General features: G+C 55.7%; 17 protein-coding genes, 1 pseudogene and 2 riboswitches. Of the genes and pseudogenes, 6 read left to right on the top strand and 12 right to left on the bottom strand.

The annotated features are described in order from the left end of the window. Positions 1 to 120: 120 nt before the first annotated feature. From IE156_RS13210 to IE156_RS13200, 3 genes are all read right to left on the bottom strand, one after another. Positions 121 to 2,049 carry a DUF8189 domain-containing protein gene (locus IE156_RS13210; RefSeq protein ID WP_189393020.1) on the bottom strand — a complete coding sequence of 643 codons (1,929 nt, stop codon included), beginning with the start codon at positions 2,047 to 2,049 and terminating at the stop codon, positions 121 to 123. Between the two features lie 165 nt (positions 2,050 to 2,214). Further along, a complete protein-coding gene (locus IE156_RS13205; RefSeq protein WP_189393019.1) occupies positions 2,215 to 3,378 on the bottom strand; it encodes an NnrS family protein in 1,164 nt (387 codons plus the stop codon). Positions 3,379 to 3,457: 79 nt separating this feature from the next. After that, positions 3,458 to 3,937, bottom strand: a complete 480-nt coding sequence (locus IE156_RS13200; RefSeq protein ID WP_189393018.1) for a MarR family winged helix-turn-helix transcriptional regulator — start codon at positions 3,935 to 3,937, stop codon at positions 3,458 to 3,460. Between the two features lie 414 nt (positions 3,938 to 4,351). On the opposite strand from IE156_RS13200, the gene IE156_RS13195 reads away from it, so the two are divergent. Both IE156_RS13195 and IE156_RS13190 read left to right on the top strand, forming a co-directional pair. Continuing rightward, entirely contained in the window at positions 4,352 to 5,491 is a 1,140-nt protein-coding gene (locus IE156_RS13195; RefSeq protein WP_189393017.1) for an FAD-dependent monooxygenase, read from the top strand. Between the two features lie 269 nt (positions 5,492 to 5,760). Beyond that, positions 5,761 to 7,077 (top strand): MFS transporter, encoded by a 1,317-nt coding sequence (locus tag IE156_RS13190; protein WP_189393016.1) that lies wholly within the window; start codon positions 5,761 to 5,763, stop codon positions 7,075 to 7,077. 195 nt (positions 7,078 to 7,272) lie between these two features. On the opposite strand, the gene IE156_RS13185 is transcribed toward IE156_RS13190, so the two are convergent. After that, on the bottom strand, positions 7,273 to 7,542 hold the full coding sequence (locus IE156_RS13185; protein WP_189393015.1) for a hypothetical protein: 270 nt from the start codon (positions 7,540 to 7,542) through the stop codon (positions 7,273 to 7,275). Then, positions 7,539 to 8,342, bottom strand: a complete 804-nt coding sequence (locus tag IE156_RS13180; protein ID WP_189393014.1) for a YggS family pyridoxal phosphate-dependent enzyme — start codon at positions 8,340 to 8,342, stop codon at positions 7,539 to 7,541. Before IE156_RS13180 ends, IE156_RS13185 begins: the two co-directional genes overlap by 4 nt. A gap of 77 nt (positions 8,343 to 8,419) precedes the next feature. On the opposite strand from IE156_RS13180, the gene IE156_RS13175 reads away from it, so the two are divergent. Then, entirely contained in the window at positions 8,420 to 9,727 is a 1,308-nt protein-coding gene (locus tag IE156_RS13175) for an aminotransferase class I/II-fold pyridoxal phosphate-dependent enzyme (RefSeq protein WP_189393013.1), read from the top strand. A gap of 98 nt (positions 9,728 to 9,825) precedes the next feature. On the opposite strand, the gene IE156_RS13170 is transcribed toward IE156_RS13175, so the two are convergent. After that, positions 9,826 to 10,701: a DMT family transporter gene (locus IE156_RS13170; RefSeq protein ID WP_189393012.1), complete on the bottom strand. Its 876-nt coding sequence runs from the start codon at positions 10,699 to 10,701 to the stop codon at positions 9,826 to 9,828. Positions 10,702 to 10,786: 85 nt separating this feature from the next. Here IE156_RS13170 and IE156_RS13165 point away from each other — a divergent pair, with 85 nt between their 5' ends. The 3 genes and pseudogenes from IE156_RS13165 to IE156_RS18555 form a co-directional block, all read left to right on the top strand. Next, on the top strand, positions 10,787 to 11,302 hold the full coding sequence (locus IE156_RS13165; protein ID WP_189393011.1) for a MarR family winged helix-turn-helix transcriptional regulator: 516 nt from the start codon (positions 10,787 to 10,789) through the stop codon (positions 11,300 to 11,302). 39 nt (positions 11,303 to 11,341) lie between these two features. Continuing rightward, positions 11,342 to 13,009 carry a VRR-NUC domain-containing protein gene (locus IE156_RS13160; RefSeq protein WP_189393010.1) on the top strand — a complete coding sequence of 556 codons (1,668 nt, stop codon included), beginning with the start codon at positions 11,342 to 11,344 and terminating at the stop codon, positions 13,007 to 13,009. Then, positions 13,006 to 15,183, top strand: a pseudogene (locus IE156_RS18555) (ATP-dependent DNA helicase); the annotation flags it as partial. The gene IE156_RS13160 and the pseudogene IE156_RS18555, both read left to right, overlap by 4 nt. Here the strand turns inward: IE156_RS18555 and IE156_RS13155 are convergent. The 6 genes from IE156_RS13155 to IE156_RS13130 all read right to left on the bottom strand — a co-directional run bounded on the left by IE156_RS13155 (position 15,128) and on the right by IE156_RS13130 (position 24,100). Further along, complete coding sequence (locus IE156_RS13155; RefSeq protein WP_189393009.1) at positions 15,128 to 16,489, bottom strand: D-amino acid dehydrogenase; 1,362 nt, start codon at positions 16,487 to 16,489, stop codon at positions 15,128 to 15,130. The pseudogene IE156_RS18555 and the gene IE156_RS13155 overlap by 56 nt on opposite strands. Positions 16,490 to 16,537: 48 nt before the next feature. Further along, a riboswitch (glycine riboswitch) is annotated at positions 16,538 to 16,618 on the bottom strand. Positions 16,619 to 16,622: 4 nt separating this feature from the next. After that, positions 16,623 to 16,710, bottom strand: a riboswitch (glycine riboswitch). Between the two features lie 91 nt (positions 16,711 to 16,801). Continuing rightward, a complete protein-coding gene (locus IE156_RS13150) occupies positions 16,802 to 17,872 on the bottom strand; it encodes an ABC transporter ATP-binding protein (RefSeq protein ID WP_189393008.1) in 1,071 nt (356 codons plus the stop codon). Then, positions 17,869 to 19,635 carry an ABC transporter permease gene (locus IE156_RS13145; RefSeq protein WP_189393007.1) on the bottom strand — a complete coding sequence of 589 codons (1,767 nt, stop codon included), beginning with the start codon at positions 19,633 to 19,635 and terminating at the stop codon, positions 17,869 to 17,871. Before IE156_RS13145 ends, IE156_RS13150 begins: the two co-directional genes overlap by 4 nt. Before the next feature lie 72 nt (positions 19,636 to 19,707). Further along, complete coding sequence (locus IE156_RS13140; protein WP_189393006.1) at positions 19,708 to 20,793, bottom strand: ABC transporter substrate-binding protein; 1,086 nt, start codon at positions 20,791 to 20,793, stop codon at positions 19,708 to 19,710. Positions 20,794 to 20,888: 95 nt separating this feature from the next. After that, positions 20,889 to 23,426 (bottom strand): sensor histidine kinase, encoded by a 2,538-nt coding sequence (locus IE156_RS13135; RefSeq protein WP_189393005.1) that lies wholly within the window; start codon positions 23,424 to 23,426, stop codon positions 20,889 to 20,891. Further along, positions 23,426 to 24,100: a response regulator transcription factor gene (locus IE156_RS13130; RefSeq protein ID WP_189393004.1), complete on the bottom strand. Its 675-nt coding sequence runs from the start codon at positions 24,098 to 24,100 to the stop codon at positions 23,426 to 23,428. The genes IE156_RS13135 and IE156_RS13130 overlap by 1 nt, the downstream gene beginning before the upstream one ends. Positions 24,101 to 24,183: the final 83 nt, after the last annotated feature.

Here is a 24,183-nt window from a genome sequence, read left to right as displayed (position 1 = left end):
ATTCTTGAGACAGAGTAAGAGGCGGGATCACGAACTGGATTCGCTTTTTGGCCTGGGCGAGACTCTGGCAGCTAGGTAGCACCCCTGTACTTTGTTACGTTTAAAAGGAGGTATGGGGCATCAAGGTTGCACAAAGGGTTGGGTAATGAAGGCGGGCGCCTCGCTAAAAGACTGTCCTCCTCCCGGCGGAGGCGCTTGGGTAAGAGCCACTTGTACCCACTTGCCGTGGCGACGCTCCAGCAGTCGATAGTGCTGTTTGGGGCCGATAGGGCGATTAGCCAGATACAGCGTCCCACCCAGCTTATAAAGGGCAGGCTGAGATGCAGATTGCTTTTCTACTTCGTAAATTTGATCTTTATCGACTAGAACAATGGCCCCGCCTGGGCCTTTCTGAATGGCGACGACGACTTGTTCTTGTTCGCCCAGGCTAAGTGCGGGAATGCCCACATAACTTAGGCCCAGATCCTGGGGGCGGGACCAATGCTGATTGCCAGGGTTTTGTGCCAGACGCAGCAGATGCTGGCTTTGGCGGTCACGCATATACAACTCAATGCCGCCTTGCGCATTCACGATAGAAGCCAGTCCTCCACTGATGAGAGGGCTGGGCACAGCTTGCCAGGGTTGCCATTGCGAGTTGGCTTGCTGATACGTCTGGAACAGTTGCCCCCCTTGATTGCTGGCAAACACATGGGCGCGTCCTTGAGTGTCTACGCTGAGCGTAGCGGGATAGGCCGCCTGCGCCAGTGTGGGCAAAGCCTGCCACGGGCTCCAGCCGTAATCGGGCTGACGGGCGGCACTCCAATAAAAGTGACCATCCGTTCCCATGGCAATTGCCTGGCTGGCATGACGGCTCACCAGTGGGGTGTGCAAAACACGGGTGCCGGGTACTTTTTGCCAGGCCAGCCATTCGTCTTCGTCGGGTGATCGGCTGACCCAGACCTGGCCAGTGGCATCACGGGCAAAAAGGCCGGGGCTGCCATCGGGGTATTGAAAGGCGCTCAGGGCATCGGCTGTGCGGCCGCCTAATGTGGTCCAGCGCTGTTCGTCTACGTCCCACTGGTTGATGGCGTCGTTTTGTTCACCGGAGGCAAAAAAACTGAGTCTGCCAGTGCTATCGCTCAAGAGGCTGGCCGGATAGTCCGCGCGGCTGGTGTAGTAGCTGCGTTGCACCCAGGCAGCGGCCGGGCCGGCAGGTTCCTGGCAAATAGCGGGGCCTTTGCAAGCATGTTGATCGTGCCAGGCATAGCGCCGGAAAATCTCGGTTTTGCTGTGAATCTCACTTAAGGTCAAATTGCGGGACTGTTCTTGAATCGGATAATCCACATAGCCAATTTGTGCGTAATTGCCAGGAGCAGCCAGCATGGCTTCCCGAACCAGACGGGCACTGGCGATATGGTCCGGGTGCCCATGCCCGGTGCAACGCCAGCACAACTGGGTGTAGGGAGTTGGATTGGTGTCGTCCAGGTAGCGAATGCTGGTGGGGCGATAAAGCCGTATCAAGGCAGCCAAGGTCTGAACCAATTGTTCCCGGTTCAGACTTTGCTGGGGACTGTCCAAGGTTTGGACCACTTGGCCGGGAACGGACTCGGCGCGACTCAAAGGAGTCAAGCTGCCCCAACCTGGACCTAGCCACGGATCTTGCAAACGCAAGTGGCTAAGCTGAATACCCGACCTGGCGCGTAGCGTAAATTGGGCGATAGAAGCGCTGCCCACCATCAGACGAGCCTGCTGCCACTCATTGGCCAGCCCAGCCATATAGGCATAGGCCGCACGGACGCCGCGCTCGCGGCTATACATATACTCCAGCCCCCCTTTGCGCTCGCTGGCGGTCAGGTACAGGACTTGCATGCAGGACCCGGCCTGAATAGCGCTGAGCAAGTCCGGATTCATAAACAATAAGTCGTCATCCATATGGCCGACGACGACCAGATCTCGGCTGCCCTGGCAGGGATCGGTTGCGGCTAGCGCCGGAAGCGGCAAAAGCAGGGTGCACAGTCCGATAAACAGAATGCGTTTCAGGGTGGCGCAGGCCAAAAGGGCAGCAGGCATGGGGGAGTGTGTGCGGATTAATAAGGATCAGAACGATCCGTCCCGCGTTGGCGACTGGGGGTGTCACCAACGTGCCTGCTTAGTATAAGCAGGCACTGTCAGGCAGAAAATAAAGATAAACGGCACCAGGGACTTTGTATTTAAAGTGTGGCGCCGATGCTGCGATCAGTTCATTCTGGGGCGAATGAGCATGGGGGCAAACTGATGCAGGTAATTAAGCATGGCCAGAATCCAGCACAAGCCCGCGATATGCAGCAGTGGCAGACTCCAGCTGCTGGGAATCAAAGCCAGCAAGCGCAATACACAGGCGGCGATCAAAAGCACATAGCCCAACACCACTTTGGGCGTGGCGCGCAAGGGGCGTCCCAAATGGCCCAAGGCAGTACGTGTCAGCATGCCGATAATCATGATGCTAAAGCCGGCCAAGCCCACAATGTGTACCGGCCAGGCTGCGCGCAGAATCCAGCCAGCCTCATAGGCGGCGGCACTGAGGAGGCCGATGGCCAGACCGGCATAGCCCAGATACAGAATCCACAAAAGCGGGGTCTTGCGGCTGGCCCAGGGCTGCCAACGAATCCATTGGAAGCAGGCGATCAAGCCCAAGGCGGCCAGGATGATTGCCAAGGGCAGACGCCAAGGTGTCAGTGAGAGAACAATGGCAATGGCACTGAGCCCCATTTGCCAATGACCGCTGCGTGTTTGTGCGGGCAGGCTCAGGCTGGGCAAGGCACGCATGGCAAAGAAAGGGATGATGCGGCGAGCAATCAGCAAGGTGATCAGCCCCATGGTCCAGAAGCCGCTATAGAAATAGGGCATGGGATCTTGGCCCTGCATCAGGCTGTACATGAACAGGCTGTGGCTAAGGCCCAAAGCCAGCAGTGCGACCGGAATGCCGTAATTGCGCTTGTTGCGGGCGATCAGGATAACGCGAGCCAGTTCGGCTGCGGCAATAAAGAAAAACAGGGCGTCCAGCAGCAGCGCTGCCATCAGGCCATTAGGAAGCAGAAAGCTGAATCTGGCTAGAATCCAGATCAAACACAAAGCCCCTAAAGAGGGGCCGCGCAAAGTGGGCTGCCCGGTCCAGGTCGCACTGGCGGTTAGTAAAAACCCCACGGCAATGGTGCCGATAAAGGCCCAGAGCATTTCATGGGCATGCCAGTACAAGGAAGGGATGGCCGTATTGGCCAGCCAGCCGGGAGTATAGAGCCAGAGCGCAATACTGGCCGCGCCCCAAAGCGTGGCTAAAAGATAAAGGGGACGAAACCCCAGTTCCAGGAATGCGCGCCATTCTGGGCGGGTAGAGGCAGGGGAGGCAGTCAAAGGATTCATGGCAGATCAGTTATAAGATGTATTTTAAATATATCTTAAAGGCCGAATAAAACATAGTCTCTTAAAGTGATGCTTGGCCTTATTCTTTGTCGGACATTTCCAGCGTGCTGTCTATCATTTTGCGCAATAAATAGACGATGGCCACGCGTTCAGCGGGGTTCAGATTGCCCATGGTCAGCTCGCTGATGGTATGGGCACGGGGAATGACGCGATCCAGCAGGTCCAACCCTTCCTGAGTCAGTTCCACAATAACCTTACGACGGTCGTCCTTATCCGGGGCCAGCTCGATCAAATCGCGCGATTTCAGGCGCTGAATAATGCCCCTTATGGTGGCCTGGTCTACCGCCGTGGCTTCCACCAGTTCTGTTTGGGAGCTGGGGCCGTGGTCGCGCAAGGCGCATAGCGTCACGAATTGAATGGCGGTTAGCTGGTTGTCACCCACGTAATGTTGAAAGATAGCCGTATGCCGCTGACCTGCCTTGCGCAGTAGGTGGCCGATTTGTTCGGTGACATCGTAGGACAAGGTTTGAGGCTCAGAAACGGGGGAGGTAGGCTGCATAGTCTTTCTGTCTTGTTGTGGAATGGGCAGGCCAGATGCGGAAATAACCCTGCGAGTATACCTGTGCGAGGGATGCTGCATGCCTGATCCAGATCAGTTATTTCTTATTTAAAGTATCTGGTCTTTTAGGGTGTGCACCGCAATAAATGAGTCTACACACTGTTAAATTTGAAAATTAAATAAATTTGATGTCTAGATTATCAAGGCTTGGTTTTGTTTTGATTTTAAAATATAAGTATTTGATATTAATTGAATAAAAACTGATTTTCTACGCTTTAAAGACCTATATAAATTAACTTAAGGTAGGTATAAACCCTAGCCCAATCACCTGTTTTCATGCTTAAACTTAGTGTGTACACTACTAAAAAACATGTGGTGAGCACTTTTAATGAGTGCCGTGATTTGGAGCTAACGATGGAAAAGACAGTCAAGATTGCGATTGTAGGGGCCGGTCTTGGCGGAGCCGCTGCGGCGACTCTGTTGCAGCAAGCAGGCTTTGATGTACAAGTATTTGAACAGGCGCCAGAGTTCTCGCGTTTGGGTGCCGGTATCCACGTGGGCCCCAACGTCATGAAAATTTTCCGCCGCATGGGTCTGGAAAATCAGCTAGATCAAATGGGCTCGCACCCCGACTTTTGGTTTAGCCGTGATGGCGAGACGGGCGATTACCTGTCCCGTATCCCTTTGGGCGAATTTGCCAAGAAAGAATACGGTGCGTCCTACATTACGGTGCACCGTGGCGATATGCACGCTTTGCAAATCGACAGCATCAAGCCGGGCACCGTGCACTTTGGCAAACGCCTGCAAAATCTGGTGGAGCGCGAAGAGGGCGTGCTGCTGGAATTTGCTGATGGCACCAACGTAACGGCTGACATTGTGATTGGCGCCGACGGCATCCACTCCAAGATTCGCGAAACCTTGCTGGGCGTGGAAGATCCTATTTACAGCGGTTGGGTTGCACACCGTGCGCTGATCCGTGGTGAAAACCTGGCTCGCTTTGCCGATGAATTTGAAGACTGTGTGAAGTGGTGGACAGACGATCGCCACATGATGGTGTACTACACCACCGGTAAGCGTGATGAATACTACTTTGTGACGGGTGTGCCACATCCAGCCTGGGATTTCCAGGGTGCATATGTGGACAGCTCGCAAGAAGAGATGCTGGCAGCTTTTGACGGCTATCATTCCACCGTTCAGAATCTGATCAAGTCGACAGAAAGCATTACCAAGTGGCCATTGCGCAACCGTAATCCTTTGCCTTTGTGGAGCCGTGGCCGTCTGGTGATGTTGGGTGACGCATGTCACCCCATGAAGCCTCACATGGCTCAAGGCGCTTGCATGGCTATTGAAGATGCCGCCATGTTGACACGCTGCTTGCAAGAAACCGGTCTGTCGGATTTCCGTACGGCGTTCCAGTTGTATGAGCTCAACCGTAAAGAGCGTGCAACTCGTGTTCAGTCCGTGTCCAATGCCAACACGTTCTTGCGTACGCAAGAAGATCCGGCTTGGGTATATGGCTACGACCTGTACGGTCAAGATCTGAAGTCCAGCTAAAGTGCGTACCGTGCTGATTCCGGGAGCGATCCGGATTCAGCACAGCGCCCATCAGTTCGGATTCCGGTTCTGTGCAGGGCCTCTCTCTATAAAGAGACCTGCCAGGTCGGGAGTCTCCGTTGATCCATCACTCTTAATCTGTAAACGGTCTGCGACCCACTGGGGGGAATGCGGACACGTTCCGGGCCCTGCTGTGTTCTGTCAGGTGCTGTTTTTAGGCAGTTTTCTGGTTCACCAGGCATACCAATAATTATCTGGAGATATACAAGGTGCATTCATCCATCCAAAGTCCCACGGCTGTGCCTGCAGACCGGGACGGTAACGGAGATCTCTATAAGAAGATCGTCTGGCGTCTGATCCCCTTTCTGTGCTTTTGTTATTTGGCTGCTTACCTGGACCGAATTAACGTCGGCTTTGCCAAACTGCAGATGCTGGATCATCTGCAATGGAGCGAGACGGCTTATGGTCTGGGTGCCGGTCTGTTTTTTCTGGGCTACATCCTGTTTGAAGTACCCAGCAACCTGATTCTGGAACGTGTGGGCGCCAAGCTGTGGATTGCCCGCATCATGATTACCTGGGGCTTGTTGTCTGGCCTGACCATGTTTGTGACTACACCCACGCAGTTCTACATTCTGCGTTTTGTGCTGGGTGCAGCAGAAGCCGGTTTCTTGCCTGGCGTGCTCTTTTACCTGACCTTGTGGTTCCCCACGTACCGACGCGGCAAGATCATTGCTTTGTTCATGATTGGTTTGCCCCTGTCCAGCGTAATTGGTGGCCCCTTGTCCGGCTGGATTATCGGTCACTTTGACCACATGAATGGCTGGCGCGGCTGGCAGTGGTTGTTCCTTTTGGAGGCCATTCCTAGTGTGCTGTTGGGTATCCTGACATTTTGGGCCTTACCGAATAATTATCAGTCTGCCCCTTGGCTAAGCACGGAAGAAAAGTCTCGTTTAGCAGCTGACTTGGCCGCTGACGATGCCGAAGGTAAAGGCGTCAAGCACAGCTTTAAAGATGGTTTCTTCAATCTGAAAGTGTGGATGTTGGGCGGGATCGACTTCTCGATTCTACTGGGAACCTACTCCATCAGTTTCTGGATGCCGTCCTTTATCCGCGCTGCGGGTGTGCAGGACCCGTTCCAGATTGGTTTGATGACGGCGATTCCGTCCTTGGCCGGTGTGGTCGGTATGTTGATGATTGGTGCCAGTTCTGACCGTCGTCGTGAACGTCGCTGGCACTTGATTGTGCCGCTGACTATCGGTGCGATTGCCTTGGCTGCCAGTACCTTTGTAGCTCACGATGCCTGGTTGACGGTTTTGGCCTTCACGGTGGCTTCGGCAGTGATTATGGGTGCAGTGCCTGTGTTCTTTAGCTTGCCAGCGACCTTCCTGAAGGGCACGGCAGCGGCGACAGGTTTTGCCTTGGCATGCTCGCTGGCCAATATTGCCGGTCTGGTCAGTAACTCCCTGATCGGTTGGGTCACCGACCTGACAGGCTCGGGCAGTGCCGCCTTGTGGTTGTTTGCCGGTAGTTTGATGGTAAGTTGCTTGTTGGCCTACGCTTTGCCTGCCAAACAGGTCAACCGTTAAGCACTCTGCAGTTCCAGGTATTTGACGTAGCAACATACCTGGCTGTTTGAATTGCACCCCAAAAGTTGGATACGGATCCAACCTTTGGGGTGTTTTTTATGAAGCAGTACGATGAGCAATTCATGCTCAAGGCGATCAGGCGCTACAGGACGGGCAAGCTTAGTGATCAAGAGCTGGCCCAGTCATGGGCTAGGCTCAGGCAATAACTTTGCTGCCTTGTTGCAACCAGGCATGCAAATCTACGGTTTCGTACAGAACTTGTGCACTGAGGACACGCAGGCCATGAGGGCCGCTATCCAGAATGCGGTGTTCGCCTTTGGCTTGTTGCAGTTCCAGCTCAGTGTCGGGCAAGGTCATCAAATGCCGGGCGACGACCACAAGTTGTTCGGGCGGGCAGCAGGGGCTGGATTCAAAGTGTCCGACTTCTTTGCCGTTTTGGCGGATGATCAGGCGTAATGGATTCATGATGTTGTTGCCGTATCAGAGACGGGCCAGTAAAAGTTGTTGGGCGTGGCGCGTGCACCAAAAATGGCCTGTCCAACGCGCACAATCGTGGAGCCTTCGGAGATAGCGACTTCATAGTCGCCGGACATACCCATGGACAATTCACGGATGTTTTCAGCGTGGGGGATGTCGTTGCGCAGTTGATCGCGCAAATTACGCAGTAGAACAAAGCAAGGGCGTACCCGTTCCGGGTCCGCGTCCATCAGGGCCAAGGTCATCAGACCCTTCACACGTAGCGCAGAAAACTGTGGTAATTCGCGCACAAAAGCGTGAACTTCGTCGGGCGGCAACCCAAATTTGCTTTCCTCGCCCGAGGTGTTCACCTGTACGAATACATCCAGGCTACGGCCTTCGATTTGCAGACGGCGGTCCAGTGCTTCGGCGGTCTTGAGCTTGTCCAAGGCGTGGAATTCAGACGCAAAGCGCGCAACAGACTTGGCTTTATTGCTTTGCAAGTGTCCAATAACAGCCCATTCCAAATCGGGTAGTTCTTCGCGCAGCGCCTCGTATTTGCCTTCTGCCTCTTGAACCTTGTTCTCGCCCAGCAAGCGGCAACCGGCTTGATATGCCAGACGAATACGGTCAATCCCGAAGGTTTTACTGACCGTTAACAGACGCACATCGCCAGCAGCCCGTCCGTAGCGCAGACAAGCAGTGTCAATTCTTTGTTGTACCAGGGCAATGCGTTCCCGAAATGCCTCTACACTGGTGGAGGTGGGATAATGCTCGGCGTGAAGTACATCAGGGGCGGATTCGGACATGGCGCACCAATAAGGAAGAAAAAAAAGATAAACTCGACCCTGCGGGTCGCGCACAAACTATTATGTCATAGGTCAAAATGAATATCCAGGGAAGCAATGCGAAGGAACTTTTCGATGATATCCGGCAACAAGTGGCGCTGGGGCGTATTGCTCCGGGCCAGATATTGCCGCCGGTGCGCGAATTAGCCCAAACACTGGGATTGAACCGGAACACCGTCGCCCTTGCTTATAAGCGTTTGGTGTCAGCGGGGGTGGCCGATGCCCAGGGCCGCCGTGGCACGCGTATCCGCGAGGCTATTCGTGAATTGGCGCGTGAAGGTCATGGCGCCAGTTCAGCCTTGCAGGATCTGGCCAGTGGTAATCCGGCACTGGCTTATTTGCCGGCTCCCACACAATTGACGGCTGGGGTGCGTGGCCAAACCCAGGCCTTGTACGGCGCGGATCCCTTGGTGCCCGAACTGCGCGCCGTGTGCCAACAGGTTTTTCATAAAGACACACCGCTGGAGACCGATTATCACGTCAGCTATGGCGCAGTAGATGCAATCGAGCGTCTGTTGCAAGCCTTTCTGCTGGCGGGCGATAAGGTCGGGATTGAAGATCCGGGCTATCTGAATAGCATTAACTCGGTCAATACCTTGGGCTATAAGCCAGTGGGTATCGCGGTTGATAGTGAAGGCATTGTGCCCGCTTCTCTGGAAGAAGCCTTGGCAGATGGCCTGCGCGCCTTGATTCTGACACCGCGTGCGCACAACCCCACGGGCTGCTCCTTGAGCCGGGCGCGGGCCAAGCAAATCGAACAAATCCTCAAGCAGTATCCCGAGCTGCTGTTAATGATTGATGACCACTTTTGGATGCTGGCCAGCAGCCCTTATCGCAATGTGATTCCCGCCGATCATCTGCGCTGGGCCCTGATCCGTTCCGTATCCAAGGGCCTGGGACCTGATTTGCGTGTGGCTTTGGTGGCCTCTGATCTGCAAACCGGCGAACGCCTGTCTCAGCGCTTGGCATCTGGCGCGCAATGGGTCAGCCATCTCTTGCAGCAAATGGTCGTGCATGGCCTGACCGATACGGATATCAAAGCGCAGACCCGCGTGGCGCAAGCGGCTTATGTGCAGGCTCGCACTGATTTGATGCATGCCTTGAAAAAACAAAGCATCCCTTTTTGGGATAGCGAAGAGGGTTTCAACTTGTGGATTCCGCTGGATCGGGAAGCCGAACCTGTGTTGGCCGGGTTGGCCGCGCGTGGCTGGCTGGTGCGATCTGGGCAAGTGTTTGGTGTGAGTAACCCTGCTCAAGGTTTACGTGTCAGCTTTGCCAATCTGGATGCCAAAGGTGCACAGCGCTTTTCAACTGATTTGGCCCAAGTGCTTCAAGAACGCTATTAATCACTATCTTGCTGCTTCGAGTGGAGTAGCAAGATAGTGAGCTCTACACCGTGCGCCCACCCGTTCAGCTAAAAAAGGGGCGCTATTTTTATACCTGCTTAATTCGATTTTTTGGGCCGATTACTAATCCATTGCACTGCCAGCACGCTGCCCATCACCAAAATAATGCCTATCAGACTAGAGCCTGTCATGGCCTGACCTAAAATCAGCCAACCCAAGATTACAGCGGTCAACGGGCTGAGCAGGCCCAGCGAAGACACCGCTACCGAAGGCAAGACCGCAATGCCGCGGAACCATAGGGTGTAGGCTAGCAGAGCGCCCACCAAACAGAGATACAGATAGCCGCCAATTTGCACCGTGCTTAAGGAGCTATCCAGCGGCGGGTCCACCCATAGAGCCAAGGGGGCGAGCATCAAGCCGCCTAACATTAACTGCCAGGCCGTGAACGCCAAAATGGGCATGCCGCTACGCCAGCGATGCGACAAATAGGTGCCCAACGCCATACATAAAGCGCCCACAACCGCGGCCACCATACCCCAGGTATCCCATTGGCTTTCTGGGGACAGTAGTAAAACCCCCATGCCGAAAATACCCACCAGGCAGGCGACTAAGGCCATTGTGACGGGGCGTTTGCCTTCCAATGCCCAGGCCAGCGCAATAACCACTAAAGGTTGAGCCGCACCGACGACGGCCGCCAAACCACCCGGCAAGCGATAGGCTGCGACAAAGAGCAGTGCCTGAAAAGCACCAATGTTCAAGGCGGCCAAAATCAGGGTGCGCCCCCAATCGCCAGGGGCTGGCATGCGGCGGCTCCACAGTAACAGCATCAGGCCAGCAGGAAAGCAGCGTAAAAATGCCGCAATAAAAGGGCGATCAGGCGGCAGAATTTCGGTAGTGACAATATAGGTAGAGCCCCAGATGGCAGGGCCCAGTGCGGTCAGCGCCGTCACAATCCAAAGGGAAAATCGGTTCATGATGAAAGTATCTTGATGTCGAGATAAATGCCAGTGTAGGGATGATTTATCTTAATATCAAGATAAATATCAGAATCGAGAAACCATGAGTACGAGCGAAGACCGCGACGCGGTAGACCTGATCATCAATCAATGGCGGGAACAGCGGCCCGACTTGCAGAACCTGGAGGCGATGGCTCTGCTGGGACGCATGACGCGCTGCTTTCAACTGCTGCAAAAACAGATGAGCGAAAATTTCAGGCGTCACGGCCTGCAATTGGGCGAGTTCGATGTGCTGGCCAGTCTGCGCCGCTCCGGTCCGCCCTACACCTTGGCACCTACGGCCTTGTTTTCCACCTTGATGGTCAGTTCCGGCACCATGACGCATCGTTTGCAGGGCCTGGAAAAGCAGGGTTTGATTGAACGCATTGCGGACCCGGAAGATGCCCGCCGTATTCTGGTGCGCTTAAGCCCGACGGGTCTGGCCTGTGTGGATGCGGTTGTCGTGGACCATTTAGCGAACGAAGAAAACATGCTGGAAGGCCTGGATGCAAGGCAACGGCAAAGTCTGGATACCTTGTTACGTGACTGGATGCGTTTGTTGGAGTCGCGCCAGACTTGAAGGAATGCTAAAGTAGCTGGATATATACACAGCTTACTTATGACCCCGCCAGAGCTTCCTCCTTTCTACTATCTGCATAATTTCCATCAGGTTTTGCACTGGGTACAGCACGCCAGTGCCGACTTGCTGGAGCCAGAACACGTCCATTGCGGCCGTGGTTTTTTGCTGGCCTCTCAGCCAGCGCAAGCCTTATTGGTTCGTTTGTTGATGCGCAAAGGCCCCGTATTTCGCATCGACAAGCTGCGTTACGCCGAGATTGAGGATTTGAATGCAGCGGTGCAGGAGTTAGCTGCTTGTGGCCTGATCGAAACGGACCCCGAACTGGATCTTGACACTGTGTTTGCTGTCCATACGGTGCCTGAGCTGCGCCGCTTGTTCAGCGATCTGCCTGCCGCCGGGCGTAAGGCGGATTATCAAGAGAAGATCAGCCAAACGCATGGCGACCAAGCGCGGCCCTTTCTGGAATGGTGCATAGATATCAGTTTGCAGGCCCCCATGCTGCGTTTGTCGCCAGAGGTAATGCATTGGGCACAGCGCTTGCAACTGCTGTTCTTTGGCAATCATTACCAGGACTGGTCCGAGTTCGTGCTGAGCGATTTGGGGCTGTATCGCTATGAAACGGTGGTGTTGGATCAGGCTAGTCGGGCATTCCGACACGGCGAGGATGTGCGTCTCTATGAAACCTTGTCCGAGTTGCGCGATGCGCAGGACGAGGCCAATCCCGATCACTGGGTGCAGCGCCTTGCCGCTGTGCAGGCTGTGGAGACCGACAGCGACTGGTTGCAGCGGCGCAAGGCGAAGACTTTGTTCCAATTGGGTCAGCAAGCGGAGCGACAACAGTGGTGGCCCTTGGCCGAGCAGGCCTATACCCAGACTACTTGGCCGGGGGCGCGCTATCGCCAATTGCGCGTTCTGGAACGCCAAGAGAATCACCAAGGGGCCTGGCCCTTGTTTTGTCAGGCTTGGCTTGAGCCAGAGAACGAAAGCGAAACCCAAAAGTTATTGCGCATGCTGCCGCGCATGCGTCGCAAACTAGCGGTAGAGGCACCGCCCAGTGTGTCACCAAGCACACCGGCAAGTCCTACCCAACGTAGCGATCTCATTTTGTTTGATGATGGTAAGAGGGTGGAAGCGCAGGTGCTGGCTCATTGGGACAGCCCGTTAGCCCCCGTTTTTTATGTGGAAAATGCGCTGTTCCCGGCTTTATTAGGTCTACTTAGCTGGGATGCTATTTTTGCCCCTTTGCCCGGGGCCTTCTTCCATCCTTATCAGGCCTGCCCAGCCGACTGGGGGAATCCGGATTTTGTGTCGCGCCGTCAGGGTTTGTTTGATCAGGCCCTCAGTGTGCTGGATGGAGCTGATTACAAAACCGTGATCTGGCAGCGCTGGCAGGAGAAGCGGGGCATACAGTGCCCCTTGCTGATCTGGCCCGCCCTGGATGAAACCTTGATCGAGCAGGCGTTGCAGTGCATTCCAGCGCAGCATCTGCAGTTGGTATTTAAGCGCATTTTGCAAGACTGGCGCGACAATCGCTCCGGCTTGCCAGATTTGGTGCGCTTTATGCCTGCCCAGCAAAGCTATGAATTAATTGAAGTTAAAGGGCCCGGTGACCGGCTGCAGGATAATCAACGACGTTGGTTAAGTTATTTTGCCCAGCATGCCATCCCGGCACGGGTTTGCTACGTGACCCGGCCCGAGCTCGTATGAAAGCCTGGACAGTAGGCGTACGTGCCTTGTGTGAATTCACCGCTCGCAGCGGTGATCTGGACTTGCGCTTTACCCCTGCGGCCACAGCGCAGGAAGGCATAGTAGGCCACCAACAATTACGTTTGCGTCGTCCGGCACATTACGAGGCTGAAGTCCCCTTGTCCTACGAGATGGAAGGGCTGTTGGTGCGAGGTCGGGCTGATGGATACGATCCGATCAGCAAATGCCTGGAGGAGCTGAAAACCTATCGTGGTGCTTTTGACGCTATTCCCGAACATCACCGCCGTTTGCATCTGGCCCAGGCTAAAGTTTATGCCGCCATGATCTGTCAGGAGCGCGACTTGCCAGGCGTGACTGTTAGCGTGGTGTATTACCACGTCGACAAGCACAAAGAGACCTGCATTGCCGAGTATCTGGAGCGCGCGGATCTCTGGGTCTTCTTCGAGCAGCAATGCCGTGCCTATGTTGAATGGGGACGGCAGGAGCAGAGGCACCGTCTGGCGCGGAATCAGGCCTGTACGGAACTGCAATTTCCTTTTGAGCAGTTCCGCGTCGGTCAGCGGGAACTCGCGGTGGCGGCGTTTCGGGCACAGCGTGATGCGCAGTGTTTATTGGCCCAAGCGCCGACGGGCATTGGCAAAACCTTGGCCGTTGTTTTTCCCGCTCTGAAAGCCATGCCCGAGGCGGGCGTGGACAAGCTTTTTTATCTGACAGCTAAAAATTCGGGCCGACAAATGGCCCTGGATGCCTTGAGCCGCTTAAGCCCAGAAGGAGAAGGCGCTTGGCGAGTGCTGGAAATGGTTGCCCGTGACAAGCAATGCCCGAATCCGGATAAAGCCTGCCATGGCCAGTCCTGTCCCTTGGCCCAGGGCTTTTATGATCGTCTGCCCGCAGCTCGCCAGCAGGCGTTGGAACAGCCCATCTTGGACCGCCTACGCTTGCAACAGGTGGCTAGTGAGCATCAAGTCTGTCCTTATTATCTGGGGCAGGAAATGTTGCGTTGGGCCGATGCCATTGTGGGCGACTATAACTACTTCTTTGATACACATGCGGTTTTGTACAGCCAGACGCTGGCGCAACAATGGCGCAGCGCCGTGCTGGTGGACGAGGCCCATAATTTAGTGGAACGGGCCCGATCCATGTATTCGGCGTCTTTCTCGCAAATGCAATTGCGTATGGCACGTAAAGCGGCACCGTCGGCCTTGAAACGTCATTTCGCCCCTTTGACTCGCCTGATGGAGGATCTGGTACCCGAGGAGGGGGGCGATCAATGGGGGCTGGAAAAGATTCCGTCCGATCTGTTGGAGCAATGTGAATATCTGGCGGCTCGGTTGGGAGCCTATGTGGCAGAAAACCCCATGCCCCAAGACAGTCCTTTGCTGCAATTTTATTTTGAGCTGCTGTATTTTGTGGATCTGGCCGGGCAGTTTGGCTCGCACTCTTTATTTGATATTTTGGCGCATCGCGATGGCGTGTTGCTGAATCTTCGCAATATTGTGCCCGCTCCCTTTCTGGCCGAACGCTATGGGGATGCGCACGGTGTTGTCCTGTTCTCCGGTACCTTGAACCCGTCGCAGTTCTATCGCGATGTCTTGGGTTTGCCCTCAAGCACGGCCGAGTTGAATGTAGCTTCGCCTTATCGAGCGGAGCAATTGCGGGTGCGTCAGTATGCCGACTTGTCCACGCGTTATGCGGACCGAGCCCATAGCCTGAATGGGGTCTGCGATATTGTTGGGCAGGCTTACCGGGAACAACCGGGCAATTATCTTTTGTTCTTGAGCAGCTTTAATTATCTGGAACAGGTGAGCCTAGCCTTGCAGGAGCGTTGGCCGGATATGCCTTTGTGGCATCAGCAAGCGGGCATGAGTGATCAGCAAAGAACCCAGTTTCTGGATCGTTTTACGCTGGATGGACAGGGGGTGGGATTGGCGGTCTTGGGCGGCGCATTTTCTGAAGGGGTGGATTTACCCGGTAAACGCTTGATTGGGGCCTTTATCGCCACCTTGGGCTTGCCCCAATTCAATCCCGCTAATGAATCTGTGCGGCAAGTCATGGCCCGGCTCTTTGGGGAGCGGCGGGCCTATGACTATACCTATCTCTATCCGGGACTACGCAAGATTACACAGGCCGCGGGTCGTGTGATTCGCGATGAACAGGATCAAGGTTCTGTGTATCTGCTGGACGAGCGCTATGGGCAGCGGCGGGTGCAGCAGTTGTTGCCGGACTGGTGGCAAATTGAGCAGGTGCGGACTGACGCTCGTTCTGGGCAATGACCTCGGTGATGATTTGGGCGGTGGCCGCAGACAGCGTCCAACCCAAATGGCCGTGGCCGGTGTTGTAGTACACGCCGGGGCGGCTGCCTGCTTTCACACGGGGCAACATGTCCGGCATCATGGGACGCAAGCCAGCCCAAGGCACCACGCGGTCGGTGGCGGCATCGTGGAAGTTACGGCGTGTCCAGTTTGTCAGCGGAGCGATACGGTCGGCGCGAATGTCTTTGTTCGAGCCGTTGTACTCTGCCGTACCGGCCACGCGCAGGCGCTCGTTGCCCAGGCGGCTGGTCACAATCTTGGCTTCCTCGTCCAGCAAACTGACCCAAGGGGCAGCATGTTGGGCTTCAGGCGTGTCCAGATATACCGAGATTGAATAGCCTTTGACGGGGTAAATGTTCAGGTAATCGCCCAGCATATGGGCCAAGTGGCGGCTGCCTACACCGGCGCACACGACCAGCGAATCGACGGACAGCGTATGGGTCTGCGCTTCGGCGCCTTCACCCGTACGCAGTTGGATACGATGTGGAGGGCCGCAATCAATACCCAGTACTTCCGTATCTTGCAAGAACTTTACGCCGCGCTTGGCGCAGGCATCAGCCAGACCACGCGTGTATTTATGAATATCGCCCGTGGCGTCCGAAGGCGTAAAGAAACCGCCGTAGTATGTGCCTTGCAAAGCGGGTTCAATCTGGTGGATTTCATCGTTGGTAACGGTGCGCCGCTCCAGGCCACCCTTGTGCAGTAATTGACTGACCTTCTTGCCAGACTCAAAGCCGCCTGCGGTGTGGTAGATGTGCAAGATGCCGCGCTGTTCCAGGTCGAAATCAATGTTCTCGTCCTTGGCCCATTGATACAGGTTCTCGCGGGCGGTAATGGCCAGCTTGACGGTTTCAATGGTGTTTCGTTCGTAGCCGGAAATCGCGCCCATAAACTGGGCCATCCAGCTGTATTTGTGCCAACTTGGCTTAGGGTTGAACAGCAGTGGGGCGTCTTTGCGCATCATCCACTTCAAGCCCTTCAAAATGGTGCTGCGGCTGTTCCAGACCTCGGCATTGCAAGCGGAAAGTTGCCCGCCGTTGGCGAACGAGGTTTCCATCGCGGGATAGCGCAGACGGTCGATGACAGTAACTTGATAGCCCTTCAGGCTGAGGGCGTAGGCGGTGGTAATTCCGGAAATACCGGCACCAATGACGGCAATATGCGACATAACAGGCTCCAGACAGGTGAATTGCCACCCAATAGTGGCAATACCCCATCTGTCCTGTGACCTGAGAGTTTATCCAACCTGTAAAGAGGGTTGGGCTCCTTCGGTGGGCGTCATGCGCCGCTCTCCAGAGTGTCGGGCTGGTACGATCCTTTTGCCTGAGAGATTCCGGGGTGGTTGCTCCGTCGGCGCCTGATTGAACAGGTCTCTTTCATACCGCCTGTAATGACGGGACTACAGTAGCTGGGCTTGTAAAAGTTTGCAATCAGGGTAAACCAAGAGCCGGATGCAGCGGCCCCTGGTTTTAAAAGTAATTTAAGAGGGGTAGATCCATAGTTTAGAGGGGGGCAATTGCAGATGATGCACGCCGCCCGGCAGGGGCTCCGGACCGAAAGCGCGCAAGGTTCCGGCTGAGGGATCTGCCATGCGGAAGACGTGCTCCCACTTGTCGCCCAGGTACATGCTGGTGGACAAATGCAACTGCAGCGTCTCGGGGCCGGGTTGGGTGTTCAACTGCACCTGTTCGACACGAATCACCGCCGTCGCTTGCTGACCGGGTGTCAAGGGGGCCGCCGCATGGCCCCACAACTCCCAACCAGGACCGCTTAGACGAGTCTGCTGGTCGCGCTGCTCGCTGACCGTGCCTTGCAGACGATTGTTGGAGCCCATGAACTCCGCCGTATAGAGAGTCTTGGGATTGCTATAAACCTCTTGCGGGGTGCCTTGCTGCTCGATATTGCCACCATTTAGCAGCAAAATTCGATCTGAAATGGCCATGGCTTCGGCCTGATCGTGGGTCACCATCAGGGCTGACAAGCCCATCTCCACAATCAGCTCACGCAGGAACACGCGGGCTTCCTCGCGCAGCTTGGCGTCCAGGTTGGACAGTGGTTCGTCCAGCAAAATGACCGGCGGGTTGTAGACCAGTGCGCGAGCAATGGCTACCCGTTGTTGCTGACCGCCCGACAATTGGCTGGGATAGCGTTCGCCCAGGCCTTTCAAACCCAGCTGGTCCAAAATGGCCTCTACCTTCTGACGGCTTTCGGCTTTGGATGTTTTACGCAGCGTCAACGGGTACGCCACGTTTTCCTGTACCGTCATGTGCGGCCACAAAGCGTAGGATTGGAACACCAGCCCCAGATTGCGGGCTTCAGCAGGCAGGTCAATGCGGGCCTGCGAGTCGTACAGCACGTCATTATTGATAGTGATACGGCCTTGAGAAGGCTGTTCCAACCCGGCAACCGCACGCAGCAGGGTGGTTTTGCCACTGCCCGAAGCGCCCAGTAAGGAGACCACTTCGCCCTTATTCAGGCTCATGGAGACCCCTTTCAGGACAGGGTTTCGGTCGTAGGCCAGGTGGATATTTTCTACAGTCAGCTCGGTCATCGTAATTTCACTCCGAAGCGCAATGCGATGGTCAGGCCAATAACCACCATCACGATATTAATAAAGGACAGGGCGGCCACAATGTCGATGGCACCGGTGGCCCACAGGGAAACCAGCATGGAGCCAATCGTTTCCGTCCCGGGCGTCAGCAAATACACGCCCGTGGAGTATTCCCGCTCGAAAATCAGGAACATCAGCAACCAAGACCCAATCAGGCCGAATTTCGCCAGAGGCAGGGTGATCTGGCGCGTCACCTGACCGGGACGTGCCCCCGTGCTACGGGCGGCTTCTTCCAGTTCGGGGCCGACTTGCAGCAGGGTCGAGGAGATCAGACGCAAGCCGTAAGCCATCCAGACCACGCTATAGGCCAGCCACACACTGAAGATGGTGCTGCGCAAGGCACGCAGAGGGCTGACAACAACACCTCGCAGCCATTCCGACATGGGCAATACGGAAAGCCAGCCGTTTTCCAGAGACTGATCTAACCACATCGGCACGAACAGGAACATCCACAAGAAGGCCAGACCGGCCAGCAGACCCGGTACGGCGCGTGGAACCAGCACGCTGTAGTCCAGAAAGCGGGTAATGCCATCCGGTTTGCGGTGCATGGCCAAACCGATAAAGGTGTAGCAAACCACGGCCAAAGCACCACCGAAAACGCCAATGGCAATCGAGTTCAAAATAGCGCGCAACAGATTGGCCTGCCCGAATACTTGTCTAAAGGCATCCAGGGAAAGTACGTCCATCAGCGACACGCCAATGCCCCAGTTGGACACAAAAGCACGTAGAACCACACCCACAACCGGCACGATTACCGTGAAGAATAGCCACAGTGCGACCAATGTGGCCGCAGCCCAGCGCCAGCGACCCAGCGGCAGGGAACGAGCCTGGGAGGCTTTACCTTTGACGGTCACAAAGCGGTTCGCAGTACGCATCAGACGACGTTGCAGCATCACCAATGGAATGGTCATGGCAATCAGGATCACGGCAACGGCTGCCATCAAGTGATAGGACGGAATGCCAAGTTTGTTGGTCAGCTTGTACAGGTAGGTGGCCAGAACCAGATGGCCCTCGGGATCACCCAGCACCAGAACCAGACCAAATACTTCCAGACCCAGGAAAAATAGCAGAACGCAGGCGTACAGAATGGCAGGGCGAACCATGGGCAAGCTGACCGAGCGCATCACCTGCCAGGGGCTGGCACCGGCACTGCGGGCGGCTTCTTCCACGTCCGAACCCATGCTGCGCAGGGCCGAAGAAATATACAGATAAGCGTGTGGAACGTGAGTCAGACCCGCGATGATGACGATGCTGGTGAAGGAATAGATGTTCCAGGGCACAAAGCCGATCAGGTCCAGTGTCCAGGTCGAGAAAAACCCAACAGGCCCGGCGGCGACAATGTAGCCAAAACCCAGCACCATAGGGGAAACAAAAATGGGGACCAGAATCAGCGGTTCGATCCAGGTACGGCCAGGCAGGTCGGTGCGCACCATCAGGAAGGCAAGAATGCCACCTAAGGGGATAGAGATGCCCGCCAGGCCAAAGGCCATGATGAAGCCGCTACCCAGCGCTTTGTAAAAATCGGGATCGTCAAAAATGAAACGGAAGGCATCCAGCCCCAGAGACTTGTCAGCCGCGAAGAAAGGGGCGGATAACAGGCTTTGGATGATGATCAGGCTAAGCGGCACATAGATGGCCAGTGCCGTTATAAGAACAACGACATGGCGCGGCCAGGCCTGCCACCGAAGGCGTAAGGCGTGCATGATAAGGATTCCAGGCGGAAAAGAGGCAGGGTGGCGGCGTAGGGCCGCCACCCACATCAAAGACGAGAAGTCTTATTTATTGGCAGCAGCGCGCCATTGCTTGATGAAGTCCAGGCGTTCTTTTTGCTTGAGGAAGTCCAGCAAGGATGAGTCCACGGGGATAGGAGTCAGGTCAACACCGGCCAGTTTTTTGGTCAGGCCGTCCACATCGTTATCGCCTTCCACGTCAGAACGGATAGAAGCCAGCTCTGCCTTGTTGGCCAGCACGTCCTGCCCATCTTTGGAGAGCATGTAGTTCAGGAAGACGCGGGCAGCATTGGGGTTTTGCGCCTTGTTGCTGATGAAGGCCACGCGCGACAGGACCAGGGTGTAGTCGGAGGGGTACACAATCCCGATGGCTTTATCCTTGGCAGCGCGGGTTTCCGCGTAGGAGCCCAGCAAGTTGTAGCCGATCAGGTTTTCGCCGGAGCTGACGCGCTCCATCATGGTGCCCGTAGAGGATTGCAGGACCAGATTGGCTGAGCCTACGCCCTTAATGAAGTTCCAGTAGCTCTCGCCTTTCTTGCTGTCCTGGGCGGCCAGCATATAGCCCACGGCGGACTTCTCTATATCGTAGGTGGTGACTTTGTTGCGGAAACGGTCTTTGTCGCTTTCTACCAGCTTGGCCAGTTCAGCATGGGTCTTAGGTACTTCTTCCGGCTTGATCAGACGGTTGTTATAGATGAAAACCGTAGGCTCATACGTTGTACCAAAAGCTTTGTTTTCCCACACGGCCCAGCTGGGCAGGGAAGGGATTTCAGGCGACTCGTAGCTGGCCGCGTAATCGGTGGCCAATCGCATGGCCGAATCCATGGACGAGCTCCAGACAATGTCACCACTATTGCTGCCCGAGGCTTGCTCGCTGATGTAGCGGTTGTACAGCTCGGTGCTGTTCATGTCGTGGTATTCGACTTTGATCTTGGGGTGAGCAGCTTCAAAGGCGGAAATCAGCGGGCTGGCTGCTTTGGTGTCCGTCGTGGAATAGATGATGACTTTGCCTTCCTTGTCGGCGGCGGGAGCCAGATCGCTTTGGGCCCAGGCCGCTTGACCGGCAAGCATGCTGGCGCTGAGCGATAGGGCCAGCAGGGTAAGACGGCGGGGGGTAGTGAATGCTGACATTCGAGTCTCCTTGGTTCAGAGTCCCGTCGAGATGCGGGACTTGTGGGGGTGATCGGTGTCATTGCATTGTGTTGACTCTAGCTGTCAGCATCCTGTCACGGTTGATAGGGAGGGTCTCGCAGGCCGATAGGCGTGTCGGTGACTAGACGACGCCAGTTTTGCAAGAAACGGTGGCGTCGGGTTGGGTCCAGACCCACGAGTAAGGATGGGTTTAGGACTAAGGGCTGAATAATTCCAATCGATTGATTTGAAACGGTTTTTGTAAACCAGCTACCTGACTCAATGGCATTGAGCGAACCTAATCCAGCTGGGCCCGCAATGGTTTCCTGACCTCGCGGTGAGAGCAAGTAATCAATAAAAGTGGCCGCTAAATCGGGTCGGCGCGCCTGTTTATGAATCAATGCGCTGCGGGTAAACACCGAGACATAATCGCTGGGAACCACGATGGCAATGTCCGAACCGGCCTTTTGACGGGCCAGAGCGTAGGAACCCAACACGTTGTAGGCCACATCCAGCGTGCCATTGTCCAAATCGTCCAGAATGGCGGCGGTATTGGCATAGAGGCGGGTTCCGACGCGGCCCAAGGCATTGGCCATCCCCCAGAAGGTTGAGGAAGTTCGTTCGTCGTAAAGTGCGAACAAATAGCCTACGCCGCTGATCTGGATATCGTAGGTGCCGACCCGGCCCATCAATGGGTGGCTATTGCGCTCCAGCAGCTTCAGCAGCGCCTCGCGGGAAGCGGGCAGATCTGGTGGTAGACGGGAAGGTGCATAGGCAATCACTGCCGGTTCCAGCGTGAAGCCGAAGACTTCATTGCGCCAGCGTGCCCAGCCCGGCATGGCAGTGGTCAGACTTGAGCTATGAGAACGAGCATAGCCATCGTTAGCCAGTTTGACCTGAAGGTCCGAGGCCGAGCTGATCAGCAAATCTGTCTCTGGCAGGCTGCCTTGGGTCGCGTGCCGATACAGTGCGCTGGAATCCATCTCGTGATACAGAACACGCACTTGAGGCTGAGTTTGCTGGAAGTCGTGTACCAGCACTTCAAACAGTTCCGTGTCGGTGGGGCCAGCAATGACTAATAACGGCTGATCCTGCGGCTTTTGTTTGGAGGCCAGTGCCGGATAGTCGTGGCTGCGTATGCCCATATCCAGACCTGCCGGTGGCTCATTGGCTTGCGCTGTATCGGCTTGCATTGTCAGTCCCACCAAGACCAGGGCTAGAGCAGCCAGAGTTTGGGCCATGCCAGTAGAGGATTTTGGGGTCTGTAACTGGGCCGGTATTTCTATACGTACGGTAAGCCCGTGTGGGGCGTGGTCACGCAGCAATAAAGTGCCTTGATGGGCCTGCACGACCGTGCGTACGATGGATAGTCCTAGGCCCGACCCTGGTAGACCTTGGCTGGCTGGGCCACGTTGAAATCGTTCCAGTAAGCGTGTTTTATCCTTATCACTGACCCCTGGCCCCAGATCTGAAACATCAAACACCACCAGGCCGGTAGGACGGGTATAGACGCGTACTGAAATGTGCTCGTCGCTATAGAGCATGGCGTTATCGATCACATTGCGCAGCATTTCCCGCAAGGAAACATGGTCGCCCACGAGTTGGGCTCGCCGCGCTGACGGGGTGATGTGAACCTGTAGACGATGGGCCCGGTCCGGGTCTACGCGTCCTTGAATCTCTTGAATCAAGGGGGCAAGGTCCAAGGGCCGCATCGTGCTGCGATCCAGGCGATGGCTAACCGTGGCATCCATCAGCAGTTGATTCAGCAAATGTGTGGCGTGCGTCGTATTGTTCAGAATGCGTTGCAGGCGGGGACGTACCGCTTCCGAGCCGGGTTCGTCCATGGCTAGCTGGGTTTGCAAATGGACAGCGGCCAAGGGAGTACGAATTTGGTGTGCAGCGTCGGCCACCAGATTATTCAAGGTTCCGACTGCCGTTTGCAGACGATTCATGAAGGCGTTCAAGGTGTCGACCAGGCGGCGAATTTCCTTGGGGACTGGGGTGTCGATGGCTTGCAGATTGTCATGAGAGCGCTCTCTTAGCGCGGTTTCCAGTTCGGCCAACGGTCCAAACGCGCGGCGTATCCCCAGACTGGTAATCATCAAAGCCAACAAAATCAGGCCAGTTAATGACAGGGTGCTGCGGCTTAGCAGTTCATCCGCCAGCGCTTGCCGGGTTCCCAGTGTTTCTGCGACACGAATGGTGATCCATCCACGGCCCAGCGAATGTTCGCCTGTCAGCAGCCGCCCAATAGTGGCCACGCGCACAGGAGTGTCCTGATACGTGATGGTGTCATAACGCGGCTCAGAGCTGGTGGCTGGAGGCAAGCTGGCCCCCAGGTCCGGGTAGCCGGAAATGATCCCGCTAGAAGAGCGCACACTGTAGAAAATGTGTTCCTGTTCGGGCAGCATGGCCATGGCCGAGTAAGGCAGCTCCAAAGAGAGTTCGCCCTCGTCAATCTGGATGGCATTGGCAATGGTCAAGGCGGCGGCTTTCAGCAGCCGGTCATAGGCAGAATCTGCGGCGCGTTGGGCGTATTGGCGTGACACCAGTCCTAGCGCCAACAGGGCTACCGCCAGCAGGCAAACTGCCAGCGCCAGCACGCGGTGCTGGATAGACAAGGGGCCGCGCATTAGCTGGCATCGCCCAGGCTGGCCATATAGCCGGTACCCCGCACCGTATCGATACGAATCGCAATATCGCTCAGCTTGCGCCGCAAACGCGAGACATGCAGCTCCACGGCATTGGGGCTGGAGTCTTCATCGAAATTGAATAATTGCATCATCAGGCGCTCTTTGGTGACGACCTGACCGGTACGGCTTAACAGTAATTCCAGCAGGCAGAATTCGCGCTGCCCGAACTCTACTGTCTGATCCCGGCAGTTGATGCGACGGGCCGCAATATCAATGCTGACGTGACCCAACTGCCAGATCTCGGCCTGTGTGGTGGCCGGGCGGCGCATCAAGGCTCGTAGCCGTGCTTCCAGCTCACGCAGATCGAAAGGCTTGACCAGATAATCGTCTGCACCCAGATCCAGCATGGAGACACGGTCCTCAATTTCAGAACGGGCGGTCATGACCAGAACCGGTAGGCTGGGCGTTTGCCGACGCAGGTGTCGCAAGATACTGAAGCCGTCCTGATCGGGCAGCATGATGTCCAAAAGCAGGACATCCCAATGATCCATATCCAGATAGCGCAGGGCCTGCTGCCCGTTCATGACCCATTCCACGCTATGTCCCCCGGCACTGAGCCGGCTGGCAATAGCTTCTCCCAAATCCTCATTGTCCTCGACCATGAGTAAACGCATAGTGCCTCCATCGAATGGACTCCTGCATAGTGGCTGCCTTCCCTAAACGTGGATTGATATCCAGGTTTTTGGGAGCTGCTCAA

The organism is Alcaligenes pakistanensis, from assembly GCF_014652815.1.
Taxonomy (GTDB): domain Bacteria; phylum Pseudomonadota; class Gammaproteobacteria; order Burkholderiales; family Burkholderiaceae_B; genus Alcaligenes; species Alcaligenes pakistanensis.
This window is presented reverse-complemented; position numbering and strand designations above follow the sequence as displayed.